The organism is Streptomyces sp. NPDC001927 (assembly GCF_053594455.1).
The window spans coordinates 55,568-80,822 of sequence record NZ_JBSFEN010000002.1 but is presented as its reverse complement, the minus strand read 5'-3'; the positions used below and the strand labels follow the sequence as shown (position 1 = coordinate 80,822).

At 72.2% G+C, this 25,255-nt stretch carries 17 protein-coding genes; 10 read left to right on the top strand and 7 right to left on the bottom strand.

Going from position 1 to position 25,255, the window contains the following annotated elements:
• Nucleotides 1–69: 69 nt before the first annotated feature.
• Nucleotides 70–1,455, bottom strand: coding sequence for an FAD-binding protein (locus ACWCO8_RS04905; protein ID WP_451030952.1), 1,386 nt, complete (start codon nucleotides 1,453–1,455; stop codon nucleotides 70–72).
• Between the two features lie 229 nt (nucleotides 1,456–1,684).
• Nucleotides 1,685–1,876 (bottom strand): hypothetical protein, encoded by a 192-nt coding sequence (locus tag ACWCO8_RS04900; RefSeq protein ID WP_451030951.1) that lies wholly within the window; start codon nucleotides 1,874–1,876, stop codon nucleotides 1,685–1,687.
• A 92-nt stretch (nucleotides 1,877–1,968) separates the two neighbouring features.
• Here ACWCO8_RS04900 and ACWCO8_RS04895 point away from each other — a divergent pair, with 92 nt between their 5' ends.
• The 7 genes from ACWCO8_RS04895 to ACWCO8_RS04865 all read left to right on the top strand — a co-directional run bounded on the left by ACWCO8_RS04895 (nucleotide 1,969) and on the right by ACWCO8_RS04865 (nucleotide 17,979).
• Nucleotides 1,969–2,826 carry a sterol desaturase family protein gene (locus tag ACWCO8_RS04895; RefSeq protein ID WP_451030950.1) on the top strand — a complete coding sequence of 286 codons (858 nt, stop codon included), beginning with the start codon at nucleotides 1,969–1,971 and terminating at the stop codon, nucleotides 2,824–2,826.
• A 155-nt stretch (nucleotides 2,827–2,981) separates the two neighbouring features.
• Complete coding sequence (locus ACWCO8_RS04890) at nucleotides 2,982–12,527, top strand: non-ribosomal peptide synthetase/type I polyketide synthase (RefSeq protein ID WP_451030949.1); 9,546 nt, start codon at nucleotides 2,982–2,984, stop codon at nucleotides 12,525–12,527.
• Nucleotides 12,517–14,187: a phytoene desaturase family protein gene (locus tag ACWCO8_RS04885; protein ID WP_451030948.1), complete on the top strand. Its 1,671-nt coding sequence runs from the start codon at nucleotides 12,517–12,519 to the stop codon at nucleotides 14,185–14,187. The genes ACWCO8_RS04890 and ACWCO8_RS04885 overlap by 11 nt, the downstream gene beginning before the upstream one ends.
• A 44-nt stretch (nucleotides 14,188–14,231) precedes the next feature.
• On the top strand, nucleotides 14,232–15,914 hold the full coding sequence (locus ACWCO8_RS04880) for a phytoene desaturase family protein (protein ID WP_451031426.1): 1,683 nt from the start codon (nucleotides 14,232–14,234) through the stop codon (nucleotides 15,912–15,914).
• Nucleotides 15,911–17,116, top strand: a complete 1,206-nt coding sequence (locus tag ACWCO8_RS04875; RefSeq protein WP_451030947.1) for a cytochrome P450 — start codon at nucleotides 15,911–15,913, stop codon at nucleotides 17,114–17,116. Before ACWCO8_RS04880 ends, ACWCO8_RS04875 begins: the two co-directional genes overlap by 4 nt.
• 95 nt (nucleotides 17,117–17,211) lie before the next feature.
• Entirely contained in the window at nucleotides 17,212–17,511 is a 300-nt protein-coding gene (locus ACWCO8_RS04870) for an SCO0607 family lipoprotein (RefSeq protein ID WP_451030946.1), read from the top strand.
• A 66-nt stretch (nucleotides 17,512–17,577) separates the two neighbouring features.
• On the top strand, nucleotides 17,578–17,979 hold the full coding sequence (locus ACWCO8_RS04865; RefSeq protein ID WP_451030945.1) for an SCO4402 family protein: 402 nt from the start codon (nucleotides 17,578–17,580) through the stop codon (nucleotides 17,977–17,979).
• Here the strand turns inward: ACWCO8_RS04865 and ACWCO8_RS04860 are convergent.
• The 5 genes from ACWCO8_RS04860 to ACWCO8_RS04840 are packed head-to-tail and all read right to left on the bottom strand — an operon-like array spanning nucleotide 17,976 to nucleotide 22,278.
• On the bottom strand, nucleotides 17,976–18,521 hold the full coding sequence (locus ACWCO8_RS04860) for a hypothetical protein (protein WP_451030944.1): 546 nt from the start codon (nucleotides 18,519–18,521) through the stop codon (nucleotides 17,976–17,978). The genes ACWCO8_RS04865 and ACWCO8_RS04860 overlap by 4 nt on opposite strands.
• Nucleotides 18,522–18,567: 46 nt before the next feature.
• Entirely contained in the window at nucleotides 18,568–19,800 is a 1,233-nt protein-coding gene (locus ACWCO8_RS04855) for an ABC transporter permease (RefSeq protein ID WP_451030943.1), read from the bottom strand.
• Complete coding sequence (locus tag ACWCO8_RS04850) at nucleotides 19,797–20,546, bottom strand: ABC transporter ATP-binding protein (RefSeq protein ID WP_451030942.1); 750 nt, start codon at nucleotides 20,544–20,546, stop codon at nucleotides 19,797–19,799. Before ACWCO8_RS04850 ends, ACWCO8_RS04855 begins: the two co-directional genes overlap by 4 nt.
• The gene (locus ACWCO8_RS04845; RefSeq protein ID WP_451030941.1) at nucleotides 20,543–21,625 is read right to left on the bottom strand and encodes a peptidoglycan-binding protein; all 1,083 of its coding nucleotides are present in this window, start codon (nucleotides 21,623–21,625) and stop codon (nucleotides 20,543–20,545) included. Before ACWCO8_RS04845 ends, ACWCO8_RS04850 begins: the two co-directional genes overlap by 4 nt.
• Complete coding sequence (locus tag ACWCO8_RS04840; RefSeq protein ID WP_451030940.1) at nucleotides 21,622–22,278, bottom strand: hypothetical protein; 657 nt, start codon at nucleotides 22,276–22,278, stop codon at nucleotides 21,622–21,624. The genes ACWCO8_RS04845 and ACWCO8_RS04840 overlap by 4 nt, the downstream gene beginning before the upstream one ends.
• Nucleotides 22,279–22,432: 154 nt before the next feature.
• Between ACWCO8_RS04840 and ACWCO8_RS04835 the strand changes: the two genes are divergently transcribed.
• Genes ACWCO8_RS04835 through ACWCO8_RS04825 form a run of 3 tightly spaced genes read left to right on the top strand, consistent with a single transcriptional unit; the run spans nucleotide 22,433 to nucleotide 25,202 of the window.
• Nucleotides 22,433–23,122 carry a response regulator gene (locus ACWCO8_RS04835; protein WP_451030939.1) on the top strand — a complete coding sequence of 230 codons (690 nt, stop codon included), beginning with the start codon at nucleotides 22,433–22,435 and terminating at the stop codon, nucleotides 23,120–23,122.
• Nucleotides 23,119–24,696, top strand: coding sequence for an ATP-binding protein (locus ACWCO8_RS04830; protein ID WP_451030938.1), 1,578 nt, complete (start codon nucleotides 23,119–23,121; stop codon nucleotides 24,694–24,696). The genes ACWCO8_RS04835 and ACWCO8_RS04830 overlap by 4 nt, the downstream gene beginning before the upstream one ends.
• A complete protein-coding gene (locus ACWCO8_RS04825) occupies nucleotides 24,693–25,202 on the top strand; it encodes a GerMN domain-containing protein (protein ID WP_451030937.1) in 510 nt (169 codons plus the stop codon). The genes ACWCO8_RS04830 and ACWCO8_RS04825 overlap by 4 nt, the downstream gene beginning before the upstream one ends.
• Nucleotides 25,203–25,255 lie beyond the last annotated feature (53 nt).

Here is a 25,255-nt window from a genome sequence, read left to right as displayed (position 1 = left end):
CGAGGGACGGGTGACCCCTCCATCTTCGCCGACCGGCCCGGCCCCGTGCCGGACCGGGCCCCGCCCGGGTCAGAAGATGCGCTGGCCCGGGGTGAGGATCCCGTCGGGGTCGTAGCGGTGCCGGGCGGCCCGGAACTCGGGCCAGAAGGCGCCGAAGTGGCGGACCCAGTCGTCCGTGGTGAGCGGGACCGAGCCGATCGGGTACCAGGTGCCGCCCGCCGCGACCGTGGTGTCGTACTGGGCGCGGTTCGCGGCGACCATCTCCTCGGCGGAGTCCGCTCCGGGGGAGGCGGTCTTGAGGAGGGAGAAGAGGTAGGCGAGTTCCTCTTCCGGCATGGCCGGGAGCGGGGTCCGGCACTTGCCGGTGAGCACGGGGTAGAGGAGGACGACCGCGCTCGCGCCGAGGGAGCCGGACTTGAGGCCGGCCAGCGTCTCCGTGACGACCTCGTTCACGGTGGACGCGGGGAGGAGGCTGTCGTACCAGGGGTGGGGGCGCTGCCACTCGCCGTTCGCCCTGAGCATGTCCAGCAGCGGGGCGATCCGGTCGAGGAAGGCGAAGTACTCCACGTCCTGGGCCTGGACCGAGGTGTGCCCCAGGCCGTCCGTGAGCCGGGTGTCGTCGTCGGCGGTGGCGTCGTAGGACGCGGCTTCGATGAAGTGGATCCAGCCGTCCGGGGTGAGCATGACCTGGCCGACGAGGTAGTCGAACCGGCCTTCCCTGATCAGTTCGGCCTCCTGCGCGGTGAGCGCGGCGACGCTCGGGTACGTCAGGGTGTAGAGCCGTACGGAGCGGGGCGCGGGGACCAGGGCGAGGGTGGCGCGGGTGATGATCGCGCACTGCCCGAGGCCGCCGAGGACGGCCCGGAACAGGTCCGGACGCACGGTGGGCGAGCAGGTCGTCAGCTCGCCCTCGCCGGTGACCACTTCGAGTTCGAGGACGTTGTCGACCTGCGTGCCGTAGTGACCGATCTGCCCGCCGAGACCCCCGGCGGACAGCGTGCCGCCCACGGAGAGCTCGAGGTAGTCGGTGAAGACGGGCGGGGTGAGGCCCAGGGGCAGGGTGGCGCGGACCAGGGTGCTCCACAGGACCCCGGCCTGCACGACGGCCGTGTTGTCGCGGATCTCGACGGCGTCGAGGGAGCCGAGGTCGACGACGAGCCCGGCCGGCACCTGGGCCTGGCCGTGGGTGGAGTGGCCCTGGCCCCGTCCGGCGACCTTCAGGCCGCGCTCCCGGCAGTAGCGGACCATCGTGGCGACGTCGTCGGCCGAGCCGGGCTTGAGCACGGCGGCGGGCGACTGGCGGACCATGCGCCCGAAGTCGCCGGAGGCCGCTTCCAGGGTGGCGCCGTCGAAACACAGCTCCCCGTCGAGTGCGGGCACCGCGTCGAAGGCACCGCCGACGACGGAGGTGGCGGCCGGGTCCGGCTGCGGGGTGGGAACGGGGGGTGGCGTCACGCCGACTCCAGGTCGATTCGGGTACAGGGGGTGCCGCCGCCGACCCGCTTACCGGTCGGTGGCCGCCGTGTGCCGACGCACGGCACGGGCCTCGGAACCCCCGCACCGGTCGCCTCCACACTTCCTGCACATTGTGATCATTTAGCAGTCGAACCGTCTACCGAAATGCCCAATTCCGGTACCCGCGCGTACCGTCCGGCCCTGCTCGACGCCCTCGCGGAGGACGGCTTCAGCCCACAGAACGGGCTGTCGCGTCATGACCGACGATGATGAATCGATCCGTCAGCCGAGCGATCAACTCCCAGCAGAAATAAGCCTGGTTGAGACGATCTTCGGGGGTGCGTGCGGGGGTATTTGGATCATTGGGACCGGCGCGTTCGACACCGTGCGCCGGTCGATCGCCGTTGCCGTGCGTAGTCATGTGAATTCATACTGTCATCAAGCTCCCCGGTGCCTCCCTCCTCGTCGGGGAGCGCTCCCACGTGTCCGGTCGTCCCCAAGAAGTGGAGTGCCATGCCCCGGTTATCGGCGCGCGATGTCCTGGCCGTGACCGCCCAACCGGTCCTGCTGCTCGCGGTCGCCGCCGTCTTCCTCCTCACCGAAGGACGCGGCTGGGACGCGGGGCGCGCCGTTCTGCTCTTCCAGTTCTCGGTGCTCGGCTATCTCGTGCTGCTCGAGTTCCTCATCCCGTACGACCGTTCCTGGCAGCCCGAGCGCAGGGAGTGGGGGTGGTACGGCGTGTACTACGTCCTCACCGCCGCCGGCGGCACCCTCGGGCAGAACCTCGTCCTGTACGCCGTCGGCAAGGTCGCCCGCCGCGATCCGTGGCTGCCCCTGTGGGCCGAGATACCCGTGGCCCTGCTCCTGGGCTCGCTCGCGAGCTACGCGGTGCATCGCGCGGGCCACACCTACGCCTGGCTCTGGCGGCTGCACGGCGTCCACCACGTCCCCACGAAGGTCAACGCCGGCAACAACGGGGTCAACCACGTGCTCGACGTCGTCATCTCCCAGGGCTTCGTCCAACTGGCCCTGGCCCTGGTCGGGTTCTCCGAGCGGACGGTGTTCGCGGTCGGTCTCTTCGTCGTCGCCCAGGGGTACTTCGTCCACGCCAACATCCGCGTACGCCTCGGGCCGCTGAACCACGTCCTCTCCGGGCCCGAGCAGCACCGGCTGCACCACAGCACCGACCTCTCCGAAGCCGGGCACTACGCCTCCGACCTGTCCGTCTGGGACCGGGTGTTCGGCACGTTCACCTGGCGCCCCGGCCGTGAACCGGAGACCGTCGGCCTGGCCGACCCGGGCTCCTTCCCCGACACCGGCGCCGTCCTGGCCACCCTCGTCCACCCCTGGCGGCGCCGCCCCGCCGGCTGACCGGCCCCGCACCTCGGGCGCCCATCTCGGCCCCCACCTCGGACCTCCCCGTGCCGCGCCGCCCGCGTCCGCCTTCGGTGGCAACTCGTCTCGTCCCGCGCCGCCTTGTTCTGCTGCTCACCTTTTCTCTCGCTACGCGAATCAAGGGACCGCTCATGCCTGAATCGCTTCGCCATGCCCAAGTCGCCGCCTCGGCCGCCCTCCCCACGCGCGCCGAGAAGATCGCGATCATCGGGATCGGCTGCCGCTTCCCCGGCGGCGCGAACGACCACCGCGGCTTCTGGCGCAACCTGGTCGACGGGAAGGACTGCATCACCCCCACGCCGCTCGACCGGTACGACGTCGCCTCACTGGGCAGCCGGGACAAGTCCAAACCCGGTCGGCTGGTCGGCGGGCGCGGCGGATACATCGACGGCTTCGACGAGTTCGACCCGGAGTTCTTCGGGATCAGCCCCCGCGAGGCGCACTCCATGGACCCGCAGCAGCGCAAGCTCCTCGAGGTGAGCTGGGAGGCCCTGGAGGACGGCGGGCAGAAGCCGGCCGAGCTCGCCGGGCGGGACGTCGGCGTGTTCGTCGGCGCGTTCACCCTCGACTACAAGATCCTGCAATTCGCCGACCTGCGCTTCGACACCCTCGGCGCGCACACCGCCACCGGCACGATGATGACGATGGTGTCGAACCGGCTCTCGCACTGCTTCGACTTCCGGGGCCCCAGCCTCTCCGTCGACTCCGCGTGCAGCTCCTCCCTCGTCGCCGTCCACCTCGCCTGCGAGAGCCTGCGGCGCGGCGAGAGCTCACTCGCCCTGGCCGGCGGCACGCTGCTCCACCTGACGCCGCAGTACACGATCGCCGAGACGAAGGGCGGCTTCCTCTCCCCGGAGGGCCGCTCCCGGACCTTCGACGCCGAGGCGAACGGCTACGTCCGCGCCGAGGGCGTCGGGATCGTCGTCCTCAAGCGGCTCTCGGACGCGGTACGGGACGGGGACCGGATCCACGCCGTCGTCACCGAGACCGGCGTCAACCAGGACGGCCGCACCAACGGCATCACCGTCCCCAGCGCCGACGCCCAGGTCACCCTGATCGAGCAGGTCTGCGCACGGGCCGGCATCACCCCCGGCGACCTTCAGTACGTCGAGGCCCACGGCACCTCCACGCCCGTCGGCGACCCCGTGGAGGCGGGCGCGCTGGCCAGGGTCCTCGCCATCGGGCGCAAGCCGGGCGACGCCTGCTACGTCGGCTCGGTCAAGACGAACATCGGGCACACCGAGTCCGCCGCCGGGATCGCCGGGCTCATCAAGACCGCGCTCAGCCTCAAGCACCGGCTCATCCCGCCCCACATCAACCTGGAGCGGATCAACCCCGCCATCGACCTCGATGCCGCGCCGTACGAGATCCCCGACCGGCTCACGCCCTGGCCGGCGCACGAGGGCACCGCCCGTGCCGGGGTCAACTCCTTCGGCTTCGGCGGCACCAACGCCCACGTCCTGCTCGAAGCCGCGCCCGCGCCATTCGTAACTCACGCCACCGACGCTCCCATGCCCGTGGCGTCCGACGCCGAGACCCCGGCACCCACGCCCTCCGTGCTCCCGCTCAGCACGCGCGACGCCGCCGTCCTGCCCGCGCTCGTCGAGTCCGTCCGCGCGGAACTGGCTACCCCCGACGAGGGCCCTTCCGTCCCGGATCTGGCGTACTCCCTCGCGCATCGCCGCCAGCACCACGACGTCCGGCTGTCCGTCGTGTACGGCTCGCCCGAGGAGCTCGACGAGGCCCTCGCCGCGTACGGCAGGGGCGAGGAGCACCCCCGTGTGCTGACCGGGAAGCGACGCGAGGGCCGACAGGCCGAACCCGTCTGGGTGTTCACCGGCATGGGTCCCCAATGGTGGGCGATGGGCCGCCAGTTGTTCGCGTCCCGGCCCGTCTACCGGGAGGCCGTCGAGGCCGTCGACCGGGAGATCGTGGCCCAGGCCGGCTGGTCCCTCGTCGACGAGCTGAACGCGGCCGAGGACGTCTCCCGGATGGCGGAGACCTGGCTGGCCCAGCCCGCCAACTTCGCCGTCCAGGTGGGCCTCGCCGCGCTCTGGCGGGCGCACGGGGTGCGGCCGGCCGCGGTCGTCGGCCACAGCACCGGCGAGATCGCCGCGTTCTACGAGGCCGGGGTCTACAGCCTCCGCGACGCCGTGCGGATCGTGCTGACCCGCAGCCGCCTCCAGCACAGGCTTGCGGGCACCGGCACCATGCTCGCCGTCGGGCTCCCCGAGGACGAGGCGGTGCGCCGGGCCGCGCCCTTCGGCGACCGGCTCTCCGTCGCCGCCGTCAACAGCCCGGGCGCCCTGACCCTGGCCGGCGAGGAGGCCGCGCTCGGCGCGTACGCCACCTCCCTGCGCGCCGACGGCGTGTTCGCGAAGCTCCTCGACGTCCAAGTGCCGTACCACTCCGCCGCGATGAACGCGATCAAGGACGAACTGCTCACTGAGCTGGCCGACATCGAGCCCCGCGCCGCCCGGCTGCCGCTCTACCTGACCGGCCGGGAAGGCCGGGCCGAAGGCTCGGAGCTGGACGCCGACTACTGGTGGCACAACGTGCGCGACACCGTGCGCTTCCGCGCCGCCGTCGACGCGCTCGCCGCCGACGGGTACCGCACCTTCCTGGAGATCGGGCCCCACCCGGTGCTCGGCCATTCCATCAAGGAGTGCTTCCAGCACGCGGCCGAGACCGGCGAGTCCAACGCGACCACACTGCCCTCCATCCGCCGCGCCGAGGACGAGGCCCTGCGCTTCACCACCTCCCTGGCCGCGCTCCACACCCTCGGCAGCCCGGTCGACTGGCACGCCCTCCACCCGCGCGGCCGGTCCGTACCCCTCCCGCGCTATCCCTGGCGGCGCGACCGCTACTGGACCGAACCCGAGCCGGTCGCCCAAGTACGCCTCGGCCGGCAGGACCACCCGCTGCTCGGCCGGCGTCTCGCCACCGCCGAGCCCACCTGGGAGGTGGCGCTCGACGTCGAGACGCAGCCCTATCTCGCCGACCACCGCATCCAGGGGCGGACCCTCTTCCCCGCCGCCGGCTACATCGAGATGGCCACCCAGGCCGTCCGGGCGGTGACCGGCGCGGAGGACGTCGTGCTCGGCGACATCGAACTGCGCAAGGCCCTCTTCCTGCCGGACGACGCCCCCAAGGCCGTCCAGCTGTCGCTCTCCGCCCGGTCGGCCGCGTTCACGGTGGCGACACCCGGCGGCGACACCCCCACCGTCCACGCCGTCGGAGTCGTACGCGGCGGGGCGCCCGCGCCACGTCGTACGTCGGCGGATCTGGAGGCGGTCCGCGAGCGCGCGGAGCAGGCCCTCGACTCCGCGACCTGCTACGAGACCCTCGGCGCGCGCGGCTACCACTACGGACCCGCGTTCCAGGGCATCGCCGAGGTGTGGCGGGGGCGCGGCGAGCACGGACAGGGTGAGGCGCTCGCGCTGATCCGGCCGCCTGCGAGCGTCGGCGGCGGCGCGGCGGGCCACCAGCTCCACCCGGTCCTCCTCGACGCCTGCTTCCAGGCCCTGCTCGTGGCCGGACTCCCGGACCAGGACGCGTCCGGCGCCTCCCGTACGGGCATCCTGCTGCCGCTCTCCATCGACGAGGTACGGACGACCCCGATCGGTGACCAGCCCCTCTGGGCCCACGCCACGATCACCCGGCGCGCGGACGACGAACTCGTCGGCGACATCGCCTTCTACACCGAGGGAGGCGAACGCGTCGGCCACGTCCACGGCTTCCGCGCCGCGGACGTCGAGCAGGCCTCGGCGACGGTCGGGCTCGCCACGATCGACGGCTGGCTCGCCGAACTGGCGTGGACAGAAGCGCCGTTGGAGGAGGCCGAGGCCCAGGACCCCGGGAGCTGGCTGCTGTTCGCCGACCGGCCAGGGGGAGTGGCGGACGCCCTGGAGCGGCTCGTCACCGCGCGAGGCGGCACCTGCCACCTCGTCCGGCCGGGCGAGGCGTACGCCTTCGGCGCGGATGAGGGCGACCGCTCCGAGGTGGTGCCCGGGAGTGCCGACGACCTGCGGCGGCTCCTCGCCGACCTGGCCGAGCGCGACGGGCGTCCCGTCGGTGCCGTCGTGCACCTGTGGAACCTGGACCTGCCTGCGCTCGACGCGACCTCCCGCGCGGACCTCGACCGGCACAGCGCGCTTGGCACCTACTCCGTCGTCACCCTCGCGCAGGCCCTGCGGGACGACCCCGGACAGCTTGCCGCTCCCGCGGCCCTGCACCTCGTCACCCGGGGCACGCAGGCGGCGGCCCCCGGCGACCCGGTCGAACCCCTCGGCGCCCCGGCCTGGGGCATCGGCCGCGTACTCCGGCACCAGGAACTGATCGCCCACCCCGGCAAGCTGATCGACCTGGAGAGCGCGGGAGCCACTTCCGAGGGGGCGACCACCACCCCCGAGGCCGAGGCCCACGCCCTCCTGCGCGAGGTCCTCGCCACGCCCGAACCCGACCGCCCCCAGGACGAGGTCGCCCTGCGGGCGGGCCGCCGCCTTGTCAGCGGCCTCGTCCGGCCCGAGGGCCTCACCCGGCCCCTGCCGCCGCGGCTCCGCCCGGACGGCGCCTATCTGGTGACCGGGGCCTTCGGCGCCCTCGGCCGGCTGCTCTGCCGCTACCTCGTCCGCCAGGGCGCCCGGCACCTGATCCTGGTGGGCCGCACCGAGCTGCCCGACCGCACCACCTGGCGGACCCTCGACACGGACGCCCCCGAGGCCTCCGGAGCGCGCTTCGTCAAGGAGCTGGAGGCGCTCGGCGCCCATCCCGTGCACGCGGCCCTCGACATCGCCGACGAGCCCGCGCTCGCCGCCTGGCTGGCCGCCCGCAGGGACCGGGACGCCCCTCCCGTACGCGGGGTGTTCCATCTCGCCGGGCACGTACGGGACATCCCGGTCCAGGACATGGACCGGGCCTCCTTCGACGCCGTCCTCGCCCCCAAGGCCGCCGGGGCCTGGCTCCTGCACCACCTGCTGCGCGACGAGCCGCTCGACCACTTCGTGCTCTTCTCCTCCGTCGCCGCGCTGCTCACCACCACCGGACAGACCAACTACGCGGCGGGCAACGCCTTCCTCGACGCCCTCGCCCACCACCGCAGGGCACGCGGCCTGGCCGCGCTCAGCCTGAACTGGGGCCCGTGGGCGACCGGCATGATCGAGGAGCTGAGCCTCGTCGAGCACTATCGCGTGGTCCGGGGCATGAGCTCGCTCTCCCCGACCGCCGGGACGGCCGTCCTGGAGCGGGTTTTCGGACAGGACCGGGCGCAGCTCCTGATCGCCACGATCAGCGACTGGAAGACCTTCCTCGCCTGGTACCCCACCTCACCCCCACTCGTCGCCGGACTCGCCGCGGAGGCCGCCGCGTCCGCCGGCGGCCCGGCCGGGGGTGACGGACACGGCGGCTATCTCGCCCGGTTCCGTGCCGCCGCCGACGAGGAGGAGCGGGCCCGGCTCGCCGCCGACCACTTCCTCGCCCCCGCCGCCACCGTCCTGCGGGTGGGCGCCGAGCGGATCGACCCGGACGCCGGACTCGGCGAGCTCGGTCTCGACTCGCTCCTCGCCATGGAACTGCGGGCCCGGATCCAGGCGGAGACCGGTGTCGCGCTGCCCGTCGTCGCACTGCTCAGCGGCGCGCCCGTACGAGAGCTGATCGCCCAGCTGTACGCCGCCACCGAGGCGCTCGCGGCTCAGGGCGAGGGGCCGGAGGACGGAGCGGCGACGATCGAGCTGTACGAGGACCCGGGCCGCCACCCCCTCACCCAGAACCAGAAGGCGCTCTGGTTCCTCAAGCAGCTCAACCCCGACGGGTTCGCCTACAACATCGGCGGCGCCGTCGAGGTCCGTACGGTCATCGAGCCCGAACTGATGGCGGAGGCCGTCCGTACGCTCGTCGCCCGCCACCCCGTCCTGCGGGCGAACTTCGTCCTGGAGGACGGGCGCCCGGTGCAGACCGTCTCCGACTCCATGGAGCCGGACTTCGAGGTGTTCGACGTCGAGGGCCTGCCCTGGGACGAGATCCGCGAGCTGATCGTCGCGGAGTACCGCGAGCCGTACGACCTCGCCCACGACCCGCTGATGCGGTTCCGGCTCTTCCGGCGCGGCCCCGACCGCTGGGTGATCATGAAGGCGGTCCACCACATCGTCTCGGACGCCATCTCCACCTTCACCTTCATCGAGGAGCTGCTCGCGCTCTACGAGGGCATGCGCGCGGGCCGGCCGGTCGAGCTGCCGCCCGTCCCGGCCCGGTACCTCGACTTCCTCAACCGGCAGAACCGCTTCCTGGCCTCCCCGGACGCCGACCGCATGCTGGAGTACTGGCGCGGCGCCCTGCCCGCCGAGATCCCGCCTCTCGCCCTGCCGACGGACGGGCCCCGGCCGCCGGTGCAGACGCACAACGGAGCCTCCGAGTTCTTCGTCCTCGACGAGGAACTCAGCGCCCGCGTGCACTCGCTGGCCCGCGACCACGGCGTCACGCCCTTCATGGTGCTGCTGTGCGCGTACTACCTCCTGCTGCACCGCCACTCCGGTCAGGACGACCTCGTCGTCGGCAGCCCGGTGACCGGCCGCACCGACGAGGAACTCGGCTCGGTCTACGGCTACTTCGTCAACCCGCTGCCGCTGCACGTGAACCTGGCCGGCGACCCGACCGTCGGCGAGCTGCTCGCCCAGGTCCGCCGGACCGTCCTCGGGGGCCTGGACCACCAGGAGTACCCCTTCGTGCTGCTCGTCGAGAAGCTGGGCCTGCAGCACGACCCGAGCCGCTCGGCGGTCTTCCAGGCGATGTTCATCCTGCTGGCCCACAAGGTGTCATCGCAGCAGTACGGCTACCACCTCGACTACATCGAACTCCCCGAGGAGGAAGGGCAGTTCGACGTCACGCTCTCCGCGTACGAGGACGAGAGCGAGCGCCGCTTCCACTGCGTCCTGAAGTACAACACCGACCTGTTCCGGCCCCGGACCGTCCGCCGCATGGCCGACCACTACCGCACGCTGCTCGACGCCCTCACCCGCGCGACGGGCGACCGGCCGGTGGCCGAGCTCGACATGCTCGGCGCGCACGAGCGCCACGAGATCCTGCACGGCCGGGCCGCCCGGGGGCCGGTGGTCGCCCAGGACCGCCCGGTGCACCGCCTGTTCGAGGACGCGGCCGCCCGTACACCCGACGCGGTCGCGGTCACCGTGCCCGCCGCCGGGACCGGGGGAGCGGCGCGCCATCTGACGTACGGCGAGCTGGAGCAGGCCTCCGCGGCTCTGGCCGGACGGCTCCGGGCCCGCGGGGTGGGCGCCGGTGACGTGGTCGCCGTCTGCCTGCCGAAGTCGCCCGAGCTGATCGTCGCGCTCCTCGCGGTCTGGCGCGCCGGGGCCGCCTACCTGCCGCTCGACCCCGGCCACCCGGTCGACCGGCTCGCCGTGATGACGGGCAACGTGGGTGCCGCGCTGGTCGTCGCCGAGCCCGACGGTGCGGAGCGGCTCGCGGCCCTCGGCACGGAGTTCCTCACGGACGTGCTCACGGAGGAGGGCCCCGAAGGAACACCCTTCGACACCCCAGACTCCCTGGACACCCCCGCCTACGTCATCCACACCTCCGGCTCCACCGGCCGGCCCAAGGCGGTCCGCGTCTCCCACCGCGCCCTCGCCGCCGTCCACGGCGCCTGGCGCGAGGAGTACGGCCTCGCCGCCGAGCCCGGCGTCCATCTGCAGCTCGCCGCTGTCTCCTTCGACGTGTTCACCGGCGACCTGGTCCGCGCTCTGTGCTCCGGTGGCCGGCTCGTCCTCGCCGACCGTGAGCTGCTGCTCAACACGGCACGGCTGTACGAGGCGATGACGGCCGAGCGCGTGGACTGCGCCGAGTTCGTGCCCGCCACGGCCCGCGCCCTGATGGCCCACTGCGAGGAGGGCGGTCACCGGCTCGACTTCATGCGCCTGATGATCGTCGGCTCCGACACGTGGAAGGTCGCGGAGTACGAGCGGCTGCGGCGGCTCTGCGGCCCGGAGACCCGGGTCATCAACTCGTACGGCCTCACGGAGGCGACCGTCGACAGCGCCTGCTTCGAAGGCTCCACCGACGGCCTCGACCCCAACGGCACCGTTCCCGTCGGCGCACCCCTGCCCAACTGCGTCCTGCACGTCCTGGACGCCCGCCTCGAGCCCGTACCGCCCGGGGTCGTCGGCGAGCTGTGGGCCGGTGGCCCCGGCCTCGCCCTCGACTACGCGGGCGACCCCGAGCAGACCGCCCGGCGCTTCCTCACCCTCACCCTCGACCACGGCCCCGACGCGGCCCCCGAGCGGCTCTACCGCACCGGGGACCTGGCCCGCAGGGACGACCGGGGCCGGATCCATCTGCTCGGCCGCGCCGACGCCCAGATCAAGCTGCGCGGCCACCGCATCGAGCCGGGCGAGATCGAGTCCCTGCTGCTCGAAGTCCCCGGCATCGCCGAGGCGTTCGTGACGGTCCGTGCCGGAGCGTCGGGTGAGGCGGCGCTCGGCGCGTACGTCGTCGCGGCGGCCGGGAGCACACCGGACCCGCTCGCCCTGCGCCGTCACCTGGCCGCCCACCTACCCACCTACCTCATCCCGGCCCATCTGACCGTCCTGGACGCCCTGCCCCTGACCCCGAACGGCAAGGTCGATCCGGCTGCGCTCCCCGAGCCCCGGGCCGAAGCAGCGGAGGAGGACCACGAACCGCCCGTGACGCTCTACGAGGAGCGGGTCGCCGCGCACTGGAAGGCGGTGCTCGGCATCGAACGGATCGGCCTGAGCACCGACTTCTTCGCCTCCGGCGGCAGCTCCATCACGCTCATCGAACTCATCCACCATCTGCAGAAGGAGTTCGGCATCGCCATCCCGGTCGGCCTGCTCTTCAAGGTCACCACGCTCCACGGCATGGCCCGCACGGTCGAGTCCATCGTCACCGGCCGGGTCTCCGGAACCCTGCCCCAGCTGACGTTCAACGCGGGCGCGGGCCCCGCCCTGTTCTGCTTCCCGCCGGCCGGCGGCCACGGCCTCGTCTACCGGCACTTCGCCGCGCATCTTCCCTCGTACGAAGTGATCGCCTTCAACCACGTCGACGGCGACAAGACCGGCCGATACGCCGATCTCGTCGAGGAACTGCGGCCCACAGGCCCGTGCCTCCTGCTCGGCTACTCCCTCGGCGGCAACCTCGCCTTCGAGGTCGCCAAGGAGCTGGAACGGCGGGGCCGCGAGGTGTCCCACGTGGTGATCCTCGACTCGTACCGGATCGAGGAGGCGTACGGCATCGCCGCCGAGCACGTCCAGGTGTTCGAGCACGAACTCCGCGACCATCTGCGCCGGCACACCGGCTCCGAGACGGTCACGGCGCAGACGCTCAGCCAGGCCAGGGACTACCTGGAATTCTGCGGCCGGACCCCGAACCTCGGGACGGTGACCGCGGCGGTGACCGTGATCGCCGACGAGGCCAAGGCCGAGCTGTACGCGGCGGGGCAGCGCGGCAGTTGGGCCGCCGCCTCCACCACCGGCAACCGGCTCGTACGCGGCTCAGGCCTGCACGCCGAGATGCTCGACGAGAAGCCGGCGGCGCGCAACGCGGCGCTCGCCCGGGCCGCCCTCGACGACGACATCGCCGCCGCCGCGCGGGAGGGCCTCACCTTCCTCGCCGCCGCGCCCACGACGGAGGAGGAGACCGATGTCGCGTGAGAAGAGGCCCGTGTGGGAGCGGCGGGAGGCCACGGCGCCGGGCGAGGCGCCCCGGGTGATCATCATCGGGGGTGGCATCGGCGGGCTCTCCACCGGTGTGTACTCCCAGATGAGCGGCGCCGAGACGCGGATCTTCGAGCGGCACGTGCTGCCCGGGGGCTGCTGCACCGCCTGGTCGCGCCAGGACTACGTCTTCGACTACTGCATCGAGTGGCTCACCGGCACGGGCCGGGACAACGACGCCGCCCGTGTCTGGCGGGAGTTGGGCGCGCTCGACGGGAAGAGCATCGCGAACTTCGAGATGTTCAACACCGTCACCGACGAGACCGGCCGTTCCGTCACCTTCTACAACGACCCCGACCGGCTCGAAGCCCACCTCCTGGAGCTGTCGCCGGCGGACGCCCGCCCGATCCGGGCGTTCTGCCGGGACCTGCGGCGCTTCACCCGCATCAACCTCTACCCGTTCCTGACCCCTTCGCCGCTGCAGTCCCCGCGCGAGCGCCTCGCGACGCTCCGCGCGGTCCTCCCGTCCTTCCTGGTGCTGTGGCGGACGGCGGTGACGCGGATGGAGACCTTCTGCGAACGGTTCCAGGACCCGCTGCTGCGCCGCGCGTTCCCGTTCATCTTCTTCCAGGACCACGAGGTCTTCCCGCTGCTGCCGTACCTGTTCAACATGGCCAGCGCCTACCACCTCAACGCCGGTTTTCCGCAAGGTGGTTCGCTGGGTCTGGCCCGTTCGGTCGAGGACCGCTACACCGGACTCGGTGGATGGATCGACTACCGGGCCCGGGTCGAACGGATCCTGGTGGAGAACGACCGCGCGATCGGCGTCGAACTACGCGGTGGCGAACGGCACTTCGCCGACCATGTGGTGGCCGCCTGTGACGGCGCCACCACCCTTCACGGCCTGCTCGACGGCCGCTACACCAGCCCGCGGGTCGAGGAGCTCTTCGCCCAGATGACCGAGAGCCCGGATGTGGTCTACCCGGGCGTCGTCTCCGCCTTCGTCGGCCTGAAGGACGAGCTGGACCCGGCCGCCCGGCACAGCGTCACGTATCTGCTCTCCGACGAGGACAGCAAGGCCCTGCCGGGCGTCCTGCAGAACAGCCTCGTGGTGCAGATGCGCTCCCGGTACTCCGACGGGTTCGCCCCGCCGGGCAAGTCCGTCGTCCACTGCACGTACTTCAGCGACTACGCATCCTGGAAGGAGCTGCGGCGCACCGACCGGCGGGCGTACTGGGCCCGTAAGCAGGAGGTCGCCGACTTCGTCCGGGGCTTCCTGGAACGGCACCACCCGGGCATCGGGCGGGCGATCGAGGTCGTCGACGTGGCGTCCCCGGTGACGACCGAGCGGTACACCGGCGTGCGGGGCGGCTCCATCCTCGGCTGGAAGTCCTTCACCCCGGCCGACGACGTCATCACCGCGCTCATCAACAAGGACCGGATGCGGCTTCCGGGCCTCGACGGGCTCTCGCTCGCGGGCCAGTGGTTCGGCGGCGGCAGCCTGATCCGCGCCGCCGCGAGCGGTCGGTTCGTCACCCAGTACCTGTGCCGGGACCTCGGCCTGGAGTTCCAGGCCTGGGAGTCCACCGACACCACCCCGTGGCACCCGGACCGGCTCGGCCGGCTGCCCCAACTCGAATCCCGCAGGGTCAGGTGACGGCTGTGACGAGTACGCAGACGCCTTCCAAGCGCCGCGAAACCATGATCATCATCGGTGGGGGCCTCGGCGGCCTCTCCACCGGCGCGTACGCCCGCATGAACGGCTACCGCACCCGGATCTTCGAGATGCACGAGATCCCCGGCGGCTGCTGCACCGGCTGGGACCGGGGCAACTACACCTTCGACGCCTGCATCAGCTGGCTCCTCGGCAACGGACCCGGCAACGAGATGCACCAGATCTGGCTCGAACTCGGGGCGCTCCAGGGCAAGGAGATGCGCCACTTCGACGTCTTCAACACCGTGCGCGGTGCGGACGGGCGGGCCGTCTACTTCTACTGCGACCCCGACCGCCTCGAAGCGCATCTCCTCGATCTCTCGCCCGCGGACGCAAGCCCCATCAGGGCTTTCTGCGCGGGCCTGCGCAAGTTCATCACCTGCCTGCCCTCGTACCCCTTCCTCAAGCCCGTGCCGCTGATGACCCGCCGGGAGCGCTGGCGGATGCTGGCCGGCTTCGTGCCGTACTTCAACCTCTTCCGCACCTCGATGTCCGTGCTGATGACGGAGTACTCGACGCGCTTCAAGGACCCGCTGCTGAGGGAGGCGTTCAACTACATCCTGTACGAGAAGCACCCCGGCTTCCCGGTCCTGCCGTTCTACTTCCAGATGGCCGCGCAGGCCCACCGCTCTGCGGGGGTCCCCGAGGGCGGCTCCCTCGGCCTCGCCCGCTCCATCGAGCAGCGCTATCTCCGGCTCGGCGGCGAGATCACCTACAACGCCCTCGTCGAGGAGATCCTCGTCAAGGGCGACCGCGCGATCGGCGTCCGGCTGGCCAACGGCGAGGAGCACTACGCGGACATCGTCGTCTCCGCGTGCGACGGCCCCACCACGCTCCTGAAGCTCCTCGACGGCCGCTACCTGGACGAGGATTACGGGACGCTCTACCGGGAGACCCTGCACAAGCCCGGGATGGTCTTCCCCGGCTACGTCAGCGTCTTCCTGGGCCTGCGCCGCCCCTTCCCGGACGCGGACCCCACCACCACCCACCTCCTCGACGAGGAGACGGCGGGACGGCTCACCGGGATCCGGCACCCGAGCCTCAACGTCCAGTTCCGCAACCGGTTCTATCCCGAGCTGTCGCCCGAGGACACGACCGTCATCTACGCCACGTACTTCTCCGACACCGCGCCCTGGCGGGAGCTTGCCGAGGGTCCCGAGCGGCTCAGCCGGCCCCGGCGCGGAACGGAGCTGCACACCCTGCCGGTGCGGCGGGGCAAGCCGTATGCCCTGGCCAAGCGCCGGACCCGGGACGCCGTCGTCGACTTCCTCGACGCCCGCTACCCCGGACTGAAGGACTCCATCGCCGTACGGGACACCAGCACGCCCCTCACCCAGATCCGCTACACGGGCAGCTACGAGGGCACGTTCCTCGGCTGGCAGCCCTTCGTGGAGAGCGGCGAGGCGATGGAGGAGCTCGTCAAGAAGAACGGCCCCGTCCTGCCGGGGCTGAGCAACTTCTACCTCTCCGGGGTGTGGGCCACCACCGGCGGCCTGATCCGGGCCGCCGCGGCCGGACGCCAGGTCATGCAGTTCGTCTGCCGGGACGACGGCCTCGACTTCACCGCCGACGTCGACACCAGCGCACCCCCGCCCACCCACGTCCTCGTCCCCGTGGGCCCGGGCCCGCAGGCCCCCTCCGCCTCCGCCGAGAAAGGCACCGCCCCATGACCGCGACCCCGCTGGCGTACCCCTTCTGGACCGACCACGGACTCGGCGTCTCCGCCGGGTACGCGCCGCTGCGCGGCGGGCCGCTGACCCGGGTCCGACTCCCGTACGGCGACGAGGCCTGGCTCGCCACCTCGTACGAGGACGTGCGCGCCGTCCTCTCGGACGGCCGGTTCTCCCTCGCGGAGGCGCTGCGGCGCGACCATCCGCGCATCGACCCGATGCCCCGCGCCGGCGGTGGCCTCATCGCCCTCGACGCGCCGCGCCACACGCCCCTGCGGGCGCTGCTGGCCAAGGAGTTCACGGCACGCCGCATGGAGGGCCTGCGGGTCCGCGTCCGGGAGGTGGCCGACGAACTGCTCGACCGGATCGAGGAGTCCGGGCCGCCTGCCGACCTGGTGGAGGACCTGTCCTTCCCGCTGCCGATGACCCTGATCTGCGAACTGATCGGCGTCCCCGCGGCAGACGTGCCCTCCGTGCGGGCGTGGGCGGACGTCATCTGCTCGGGAAGCGAGACGCCCGAGGCGCTTGAGCAGCGGGGCAAGGACTTCTTCACCCGGATGCACGGCTGGATCGAGGAGCGCCGGCGGGCCCCCGCCGATGACCTGCTCACGCTCCTGGTCCGCGCGCACGAGGACGGCACCCTGACGGAGCCGGAACTGACGGGCCTGCTGGGCGAGTTGCTCATCGCGGGCTTCGTCACGACGACGAACCAGATCGCCAACTTCTTCGCGGTCCTGCTGCTGCCGGGCGAGGCGCGGGGCGACGGCATCGAGTGGCTCGCGACCCTGCGCGCCCAACCCGAACTGATCCCCCGGGCGGTGGAGGAGCTCCTGCGCTACGTCCCCCTGCTCAACGGCCTCACCCTGCCCCGCTACGCCCGCGAGGACGTGGAACTGGGGGGCGTCCTGATCCGCGAGGGCGAGGCGGTCGTGGTCTCCCAGGCGGCCGCCAACCACGATCCGGCCGTCTTCCCGGACCCCGACCGCCTGGTCCTGGACCGGCCGGGCGCCGCGCACATCAGCTTCGGCCACGGCATCCACTACTGCCTGGGCGCGCACCTGGCCCGCCTGGAACTCCAGATCACCCTCGAACGCGTCACGACCCGCTTCCCGGGGCTGCGCCTCGCGGTCCCGGAGCAGGAACTGCGCTGGCGCTCACGGGAGTTCTTCAGCGGACTGAAGGCGTTGCCGGTTGCTTGGTGAGTGCACGACACGGGGTCTCTGAGTACGCGTACTCATGGCACGGCGATCACGGTCGGCGAGGGTGGTGCCCACGCCGACCGACAGGAGAGACCACGATGTCCACCCCCCGCCCCTCCACCGCACGAGGGTTCGCCCTCGCCGCCGTCACCGCCGTGGCGGCGGCCTGGGTCCTCACCGGCTGCGCGTACGAGGAGGACATCTGCAGCAGCGGCGAGTACCCGGTCATGACCGTCGGCGCCACGGGCTCCGCCTGCGTACCCAACGAGGAGCAGCCCCCGGAGGGCTACGTCCGCTATCCCGAGGGCAAGGTCCCCCTGAAGGTCGACGACAAGTGGGACGTCTACTGGAACACCCACACGCTGGACAAGGACGGCAAGATCATCGACGCGCCGTGACCGACTGCGCCGGCCGGCCGATGACTGGTCCTGGTCGGGCGATCGCAGGGTGCGTACGCTCGCCTCGTGATCGATCACGGCATTGCCCTGCCCTATTACCGCCAGCACGTCGTGCCGGCGGTGGTGGCGCTTGCGAGCCCGGCGTGGCAGCGAGAGGTGTGGCTCGACCCGGCCGCGTTCGAGAATCTCGACTACACCGTGCACGTGCTCTTCGACGACTTCTGCGACGCGGACGATCCCTTGCCCTGGCTGGGGCAGAGCCTCCGGACCGAGGAGGAGGTCGAACTGATGGCGCGTCTCGGCGTCGCCTACGGCGCGGTGCAGGACGCGGTCGGGGCCGATGCGCGGGACGAGGTGTACCTCGCCGCGCCGGGGTGGGCGGCCGTGGTGACGGCTGCAGGTCGGCTGGCCGAGGTGATGGTGGCGAACGACCGCGTGGCCGAGGGCGAGCAGGAGGCGGGGGCCTAACCACCCAGGCCGCGTAGCCAACCCGTGGCTGTCGCCACCTCCGTCGCGATCTCGGGGACGGAGCGGGCGTCCGTGGGGACTCGGAGGGTGTCCTCGGGGGACTCCGTGTCCAGGAGGCGGGCTTTGCGGGTGCTGGTGCGGAGTTCGTGTTCCAGTTCCGAGCCCAGTTCCCGGCCCCGCAGGCGCTCGCCTGCCGTCGTGTCGGTGGCGGTGAGCAGGACGCGGATGATCCTGACGTCGCTGCCCATGACGCGCTGGAACATGGCCGTGTTCGCCGGGAGCACGCTCACCGTGTTCGTGTAGATCAGGCGGCGGTAGCCCAGGTCCGCGAAGTTCGACCAGACCGCGGTCAGGTTGCGCTCGCCGAGGGCGACGCGGTGCGGGTCGTCCTCCGGAGCGGGGTGCGCCTGGCCCATGTAGTCCCCCTCGAGGACGCAGTGGGGGACCGTTGCCGCCCTCAGGAGGGCCGAGACCTCCCAGCCGACCGTCGTCTTGCCGACACCGGCACGTCCTCCGATGAGCAGCACCTCTGCGTGAGTCATGGAGAGACCGTGCCCGACGGCGACCGGATCGGGCCAGGGATTTTCGTCAGGTCGCGTTGAGCGCCGTGGTCGGGTCCAGGCGGGAGGCCCGGATCGCGGGGTAGAGGCCCGCGAGGGCGCCGATGGCGAGGGTCGCGGCCAGTCCGCCCGCCAGGGACCACGGCGGGACCACCGGCGTCCAGCCCTGGACGAGGGCGAAGCCGTGGGTGGCCGCCGTGCCCAGAGCCGCGCCCGCCAGGCCGCCGAGAGCGGACAGGAGGAGCGACTCGGTGAGGAACTGGAGACGGATCGCGTTCCGCGTGGCGCCCAGCGCGCGGCGCAGACCGATCTCCTGACGCCGTTCCAGTACGGACACGACCATCGTGTTCGCGACCCCCACACCCCCGACGAGCAGGGCCACGGCCCCAAGGCCGAGCATCAGCGTGGTGAGACCCTCGTCGGTCGCGGCCTTCGCGGCGAGCGCGTCGGAGGGACGGGAGACCTTCACCCCGGCCGGACTGCCGGGGCTGACCGTCCGGGCGAGCACGGCGCGCACGTCCGCCACCGACGGGTCCGACGAGCGTTCGAAGATGGTGGTGGGATGGCCGTCGAAGCCGAAGTAACGCTCGGCGGCCGGGAATCCGACGAGCGCGACCCGGTCCAGAGTGGGGACCAGCTCGATCGGTTCGAGGATGCCGACGACCACGACGTACTCGTCGTCCATCATGATCTTCTCGCCCGGCGCGGTGATGCCGAGCCGCCTCGCCGCGACCGATCCGAGAACGGTCACCGGCAGCCGTTCGTTCGCCTCGTCCAACCACACCCCTCGGCCGACCTCCGCGCCGAGCGCCGCGAGCAGGTCGGGGCGGGCGGCCTGGGCGGTGACACCCGCCGTCCGCTCCTCGGGGACGACATCGCTCCGGCGGATCCGCGCGTCGACGTCCGCCGTGGCCGTCGCGTGCTGGACAGGTCCGATGCGCTCGACCATGGCGACGGCGTTCTTGGGCAGCTTGACCCGCTGCCCGTAGGCGTCCTGACCGGCCTCGGCGGTCAGCAGGTTGGTGCCCAGCCGGTCGAGGCGGCTCATCAGGTCGGCGCGGCTGGACGTGGAGAGACCGACGACGGCGATCATGGTCGCGATGCCGATGGCGATCCCGAGGGCGGACAGCACGACCCGCGTACGGCGTGCCCGCAGGCCGACCGCTCCCGTACGCAGGACATCGCGGGGAGCCAGCCGGGCCGGCCGCAGCCTACGGGAGGTCTCGTACCGAGCCCCGGGGCGTGACGGTGTGGAGATCATGCCGCCACCCCCGCGTCGTCGACGATCTCGCCGTCGCGGAAACGGACCCGCCGGGGCAGGGAGTCGGCGATGTCCTGGTCGTGGGTGATCACGCACACGGTGGTGCCGGCCGCGTTCAGCTCGTGCAGCAGCTCCATCACGATCCGGCCCGACGCCGTGTCGAGGGCGCCCGTCGGCTCGTCGGCGAGCAGCAGGTCCGGCTCGCCCACGAGCGCCCGGGCGATGGCGACGCGCTGCTTCTCCCCACCGGAGAGTTCGGTGGGCCGGTGGTCGAGGCGGTGCCCGAGCCCCACCCGCTCCAGCGCCGCACGGGCCCGCGCCCGGCGTTCCTTCGCACCGACGCCCGCGTACAGCAGCCCGTCGCCGACGTTGTCGACCGCGTCCCGCCCGGGGGAGAGGTGGAAGTGCTGGAAGACGAAGCCGATGTGCCGGGCCCGCAGCGCGGAGAGCTGGGCGTCGCTCAGGGCGCCGACCTCGTGCCCCGCGACATGGACGGTTCCAGTGGTGGGCCGGTCGAGGGTGCCGATGATGTTCAGCACGGTCGACTTGCCCGAGCCCGAAGGGCCGACGACGGCGAGGAGTTCGCCCGCACCGACGGTCAGGTCCACCGCGCGCAGGGCGTGGACGGGGCCGGGGTGGGTCTTCGACACACCCCGGAGCTCGATCACCGGGACGCCGGCCGAGGTGGGTGGGGAGGGCGTGGCCGGGGTGGCGCGTGCGGCCGGCGGGGACGCGTGCGGGTTCACGGCGCGGCCACCCCCACCGTCATGCCCTCGCGCAGACCGGCGCCGCTGACCTCGATCTTGCCGTCGGCGGTCATCCCGGTCTCCACCCGCACCATGCGGGTGCCGGTGCCCTGGACGACTTCGAGTCCGTAGCCGCCCTTCTCGCCGCGCAGCGCCACGACCGCCTCGACCGGCACCACGAGCACGCCCTTCCGGCTCTCGCTGACGAACTTCACGCTCGCGGTCGCCCGCGTGTCCTCGCCCGTCGGCGCGGGCCCCTCCAAGGTGACCTCGACGGTGATCCCGTCCTGGGCGGCGCCGCCCGCCCCTTCCCCGGAGCCGGCGCCCTCGGGCCGGACGGTGCCGGTGACCTTTCCGCGTACGGTCGTACCGCTGGGCAGGGTCACCTCGACGCGGGTGCCCGGCGCGGTCAGCGGGGCGTCCGACTGCTCCAGCGCGGCCCTGACCACGGGACGCGGGGACGCGGCGGTGAGCACCGGCTTGTCCGGCCCGACCTGGTCGGCCAGAGCCGCGTCGGCCGAGACGATCCGCACCCGGTCCGGCTGGAAGACCACGTCACCCTTGCCGACCCGCCCGGTCGGCTCGCGGTTCAGCGACTTCTGCCAGCGCTTGACGGCCGCCTCCGTGGCCGCGTCGTAGCGGGGGTCCACGTACAGGCCGCCGCCGTACCCCAGGTCGCGCAGGTTGCGTTCGAGCTGGAGGACGTCCGTGCCCCGGTCACCGGTCTTCATCTCGCGGAACATGGGCACCTGCCCGTACAGCAGCGTGACCGGCTTGTCGTTCAGCTCGTACAGCGGCTGCCCCGCCTTCACGGTCGCGCCCTCCCGGGCCGCGACCGTGACCGTGCCCTCGACCGCCGCCTTGACCGGCCGCCGGCCCGCGAAGTCGAGGCGCCCGTCGACGGTCTTGCTGCTCACCAGGTCGGTGCGGACGACCGTGGTGGTGGCGGGCGGAAGGCCGGAGGCACCGGCCCCGCCCTTGGCCTCGTCCTCGGCGCCGAGCACGACCACCGCCCCGGCGCCGCCCGTGATCGCCACCGTCAGCGCACCGGCGACCAGGAGCGTCCTGCGCCGCGTCACTGCATGCCGTCCAGGCCGTCGAGCAGCTTGTCCGCGCACGCTGTACGGGCCTGCTTGTACGCGGGGGAGTCGTGGCTGAACGAGGGATTCGCCGGGTTGGGGTCGCCGCCCGGGAGCACGTTGCCGCCGGACATCGTCGGGTTCTGGAAACGGGAGACGCCCTTCTCGCGCATGCACTGGGCGTGCGCGAGCATCGACTCGTACTCCTGCTGCGCGTCGCGGTCCGGCTCGTGGTTCGTCGCCTCGGTCATCTCGGTCACGCAGACCCCGTTCTTGCCACCCTTGGAGACTTCCGGGTACCTGGGGCTCAGCTCGTCGATCTTCGTCCAGTCCAGGTAGCCGCTCAGCTTGGGATCGGGGAACTCCTTGACGCCGCCCTTGCCGCGCATGCACCGGACGTAGTTCATCTGCGCGTCGTAGAAGGCCCCCTTGTCGCCGGCGGCCGAGGCTCCGTCACCCTCTCCGGAAGGCGTGGTCGGGGTCGTGCCCGGGCCCGCCGGCTCCTCGGGGACGGTGGCGACACCGGCGTCCCGCGCCTGCCCGTCGGAGCCGCAGGCCACCGTGAAGGTGAGGAGAGGGACGGCGACGAGCGCGGCGAGACGCAGCCCGGAAGGGAGGGAGGAACGGGATCGAGGAGTGCTCTTCGAGGTCATGCGGACGACTCTCGGGCGAGGACGTGATGGTCTCTCCCGCGCCGTTCGATGGATACGTAACATCACATGATGAGCACGTAACAATGCCGGGCGGCCTTCGATCCAGGGCGCCGATCGCGGTTTCCGGACGAGAATCTCGCCCATAATCTGGCGCATGCCCCATGTTCTGCTCATCGAGGACGACGCCGCCGTGCGCGACGGGATGGAACTCGTCCTGCGCCGACACGGCTACGACGTCGACACCGCGGCCACCGGCGAGGAAGCCCTCGCCCTCCTCGAAGGACCCGCCGGGCGGGCCGTGGAGCTCGCGGTCCTCGATCTCATGCTGCCCGGCATCGACGGATTCGAGGTCTGCCGTCGCATCCGTACGCGCTCCACCGTGCCCGTCATCATGCTCACCGCCCGCGGCGACGACTCCGACATCGTCCGGGGCCTGGAGGCCGGCGCCGACGACTACGTCGTGAAGCCCGTCACCGCCCCCGTCCTGGAGGCCCGCATCAAGGCGGCGCTGCGCCGCGCCGAGCCGATGCCCGCGCACCCGGAACGCTCCGAGTACACCGGACTCGTCCTCGACCGGGCCGGCCTGACCGTCACCAAGAACGGGAACCCGCTCGCCCTGCCGCCCACCGAGCTGAGGCTCCTCCTGGAACTCTCCGCCGCACCCGGCCGGGTGCTCAGCCGGGAGCAGCTGCTCGAACGGGTCTGGGAGCACGACTTCCTCGGAGACTCGCGCCTCGTCGACGCCGCGGTGGGGCGCCTGCGCGCCAAGATCGAGGACGAACCCGCGCGGCCCCGCTATATCCAGACCGTCCGCGGCTTCGGCTACCGCTTCGGGCCGATATGACCCGGACCGACTTGACCCGGGACCGCGCGCCGCTGTCCGGGGAGCGCACGAGTCCGTCCTGGGACCGCACGGCGCCGTCCCGGATCCCGTCCGGGCGCGGTCGTCGCCCCTGGCTGGGCAGCCTGCGGACCCGGCTCCTCGTCACCTTCGTCCTCGTCACGCTGATCGGCTCCGCCACCGCGACCGCGCTCGCCTACCGCGAGGCGCGCACCGCCATCCTCAAGCGCGCCCAGGACTCCTTCCAGGACAGCCTGCACGACCGCGTGGCCGGCATCGCCCCCGACGTCGACCTGCCGCCCACCGAGCGCACGCTCACCGAGCTCGCCGAGCGCGTCTCCCAGAGCCTCGACGGCGCCCCCGTCGTCATCAGCCGCTACCGGGAGCTGCAGGGCGCGTCCGACGGGCTCGCGGACCTGAGCAGGATCACGCCCCAGCTGCGCGAGGCCGTCCGCACGCGCGGATCGATGAGCTTCCAGCGCGTCACCCGTGACGACATCCCGTATCTGGCCGTCGGCACGCCCGTCACCTTCGGCGACAACGGCGAGGCCTCGGGCCTGGAGATCTACGCCATCACCTCCCTCCGCCCCGAGCAGGACGACACGGCGGCTCTGCTGTCGGCGGTACGCGACGGTGTCGTCCCCGTCGTCGTGCTGTCCGCGCTCCTCGCCCTGCTCTCGGCGCGCGCCGTCCTGCGTCCGGTACGGGACCTGGGGCGGGCGACCCGGAAGCTCGCCGAGGGCGACCTGTCGATCAGGGTGGCGGTCAAGGGGCGCGACGAACTCGCGAACCTCGCCCAGGACTTCAACGAGACGGCCGACGAACTTCAGTCCTCCGTGACCCACTTGAGGGATCAGGAGGAGCGTGCCCGGCGTTTCGTCGCCGACGTGTCGCACGAACTGCGCACCCCGCTCGCCGCGATGACCATGGTCGCCACCGTCCTCGAGGAGGACGCCGACCAGCTCCCTCCGGACACCGCCCGGGCCGCGCGCACGGTCAGCGCGGAGACGGCCAAGCTCTCCCGGCTCGTCGACGACCTGATGGAGATGTCCCGCTTCGATTCCGGCGCGGCGCGGCTGCGTCTCGCCGACACCGACCTCGGTGAGGCGATCCGGGCGACCCTCGCGCTGCGCGGCTGGACGAACGAGGTGCGGGTCGAACTCCCCGACGGGGTACGGGGATCGGTGGACCGCCGGCGCGTCGACGTGATCATCGCCAACCTGGTCGGCAACGCGCTGCGGCACGGGGCACCCCCGGTCACGGTCACGCTCGCGTCCGACCCGGGCTCGGATCGCGGCTCGGAACCCGGCTCAGGTCCCGGCCACGGCTCGGCGACCGTCACCGTCGCCGACCGCGGCCCCGGGCTGTCGCCCGATGCCCTCGCCCATGTCTTCGACCGCTTCTACAAGGCGGACGCGGCACGCACACGGTCCGAGGGGAGCGGCCTGGGAACGGCTATCTCCCTGGAGAACGCCCGTCTGCACGGCGGCACGATCGAGGCCGCGAACAGGCCGGAGGGCGGGGCGGTCTTCACCCTGCGGCTGCCCTTGCGCCGTACCGAAGGGACCACCGGATGACCCCGCGCGCGGCCTCTCTGTTCCTGAGCCCGCTCCTGGCCCTGGCGGTGGTGTCCTGCGGGGTGCAGCCGAGCGGTGTGATCGGCGCGGGCGAACCGCCGACCGGCCTCACCAAGGGGCTCCGCCTCTACTACGTCTCCGGCGCAGGGAACCTCGAAGGCGTCTCCCGCCCCGACCTGGAGATCACCGAACTCGGCGCGGCCCTCAAACTGCTGGTCGCAGGACCCACCGAACAGGAACAGGAGCGCGGCCTGACGACCCTCGTGAGCGGCATCTCCTACCAGGTCACGGGCGAGGCGACCCGCGTGACCCTGCGTTCCCCGGGCTCGGCCTTCTCGGGCACGCGGCGCGACGACCTGGTCAACGGCCAACTGGTGTGCACCCTCGCCCGGGCGCAGTCCGTCCTGCAGCCCCGGATCCACCCCGACGACGTCGAGGTCACCCTGATCGGAGACGGCGCACCCGTCGGCCCCTACCGGTGCTCCCAGTTCATGGGCGGCCCATAGGCGGGATCCGTACGGATGCTCAAGCAGGCCCAGCTCCGCATGTAGGACAGAAT